This window comes from Legionella navarrensis, from assembly GCF_052527415.1.
In genome coordinates, this window is record NZ_JBNVZR010000044.1 from 1 (window position 1) to 2,267 (window position 2,267).

Below are 2,267 nucleotides of genomic sequence, written 5' to 3' on the forward strand. Positions count from 1 at the left end.
ACCGACAGGTGGCAGCACGACGACACCGACCTGTTCGACCTGCACAACCACGCATCCTATTGCGCCCGCGATTATTGCGGTGAGCAAATCCGCCAGTCCTGCGACCGGTACAGCCGTTGCAGCAGGAGACACCATTGATTACAGCCTTGAGGCGGTGATTGGCACAGCAGCCAATGAATCAGATTTAGTGCTGACCGATACGCTGAGCGTCGGCCAGACACTGGGAACCCTGCCGGCAGGTTGCACGGTCGCGGGTCAGGTGATTACCTGCACCATTCCGGCCGGTACCGCACCTGGTACCTACAGCTTTACCTATCCAGCCACGGTGAACCAGTCAACAACCGGTTCAGTGAGCAATGCGGTGGTGCCGACCGGTGGCAGTGCTACCGCACCGACCTGTACGACCTGCGCGACCACGCATCCGATAGCACCTGCGGTTATTGCGGTGAGCAAATCGTCTATTCCTGCGACCGGTACCGCCGTTGCCGCAGGCGATACGATTGATTACAGCCTGGAGGTGGTGATTGGCACGGCAGCCAACACATCCGATCTGGTACTGACCGATACCCTGAGTGCCGGCCAGACACTGGGCACCCTGCCAGCAGGCTGTACAGCCACGGGTCAGGTGATTACCTGTACCATTCCGGCCGGCACGGCACCTGGCACGTACAGCTTTACCTATCCGGCCACGGTGAACCAGGCAACAACCGGTTCAGTGAGCAACGCAGTGGTGGCAACGGGCGGCAGTGCTACTGCACCAACCTGTACGGCCTGCACGACCACGCATCCGATAGCACCCGCGATTATTGCGGTGAGCAAATCCGCGAATCCGGCGACCGGCACTATAGTTGTCCCAGGGGACACCATTGACTACAGCCTGGAGGCGGTGATTACTACGGCGGCCAACGCATCGGATCTGGTGCTGACCGATACCCTGAGTGCCGGCCAGACGCTGGGAACCCTGCCGGCGGGCTGTACGGCATCTGGTCAGGTGATCACCTGTACCATTCCAGCCGGCACGGTTCCTGGCACCTACAGCTTTACCTATCCGGCCACGGTGAATCAGACAGCGGCTGGCTCGGTAAACAATGCCGTAGTGCCGACGGGCGGCAGCAGTACGGCACCGACCTGTACGACCTGCACAACCACGCATCCGATAGCACCAGCGATTATTGCAGTGAGCAAATCGTCTATTCCTGCAAGCGGTATCATGGTTGCTACAGGTGATACGATTGATTACAGCCTGCAGGCGGTGATTACTACGGCAGCCAATGAATCCGATCTGGTGTTGACCGATACCCTGAGTGCCGGCCAGACACTGGGAACCCTGCCGGCGGGTTGTACAGCCACGGGTCAGGTGATTACCTGCACCATTCCAGCCGGCACGGTTCCTGGTACCTACAGCTTTACCTATGCGACCACGGTGAATCAGACAGCGGCTGGCTCGGTAAGCAATGCCGTAGTGCCGACGGGCGGCAGCAGTACGGCACCGACCTGTACGACCTGCACGACCACGCATCCCGTTACGCCAGCGATCATTTCGGTGAGTAAATCAGCCAGTCCGACGACCGGCACCACGGTTGCCGCAGGGGACACGATTGACTATAGCCTGCAGGCGGTGATAGGCAGCGCTGCCAACGAATTCCCACTGGTGTTGACCGATACCCTGAGTGCCGGCCAGACGCTGGGAACCCTGCCGGCAGGCTGTACAGCCGTGGGTCAGGTGATCACCTGTACCATCCCGGCTGGCACGGTTCCTGGCACGTACAGCTTTACCTATCCGGCCACGGTGAATCAGACAGCGACCGTCTCGGTAGATAACAGTGTCGTACCGACAGGTGGCAGTACTACCGCACCGACCTGTACGGCCTGCACGACTACGCATCCCGTTGCGCCAGCCATTATTACGGTGAGCAAATCATCAACTCCTGCAAGCGGTACCGCCGTTGCCGCAGGTGATACGATTGATTACAGCCTGCAGGCGGTGATTACTACGGCGGCCAACGCATCCGATCTGGTGCTGACCGATACCCTGAGTGCCGGTCAGACACTGGGAACCCTGCCGGCAGGCTGTACGGCCACAGGTCAGGTCATCACCTGCACCATTCCAGCCGGCACAGCGGTTGGAACTCATACTTTTACCTATCCGGCGACAGTCGATCAGGATGCTGTGGGGGCGGTGAGTAATAACGTAGCGCCGACGGGTGGCAGTGCTACCGCACCGACCTGCACGACCTGTACGACCACGCATCCGATTGCGCCTGCCA

The 2,267-nt window shown here is 60.0% G+C and carries 1 protein-coding gene; it reads left to right on the forward strand.

Annotated features, from left to right (window positions below; genetic code table 11):
* Positions 1-2,267 (forward strand): beta strand repeat-containing protein (locus ACQUTA_RS13020; RefSeq protein ID WP_444988696.1); only part of this gene is annotated, 2,267 nt, incomplete at both ends.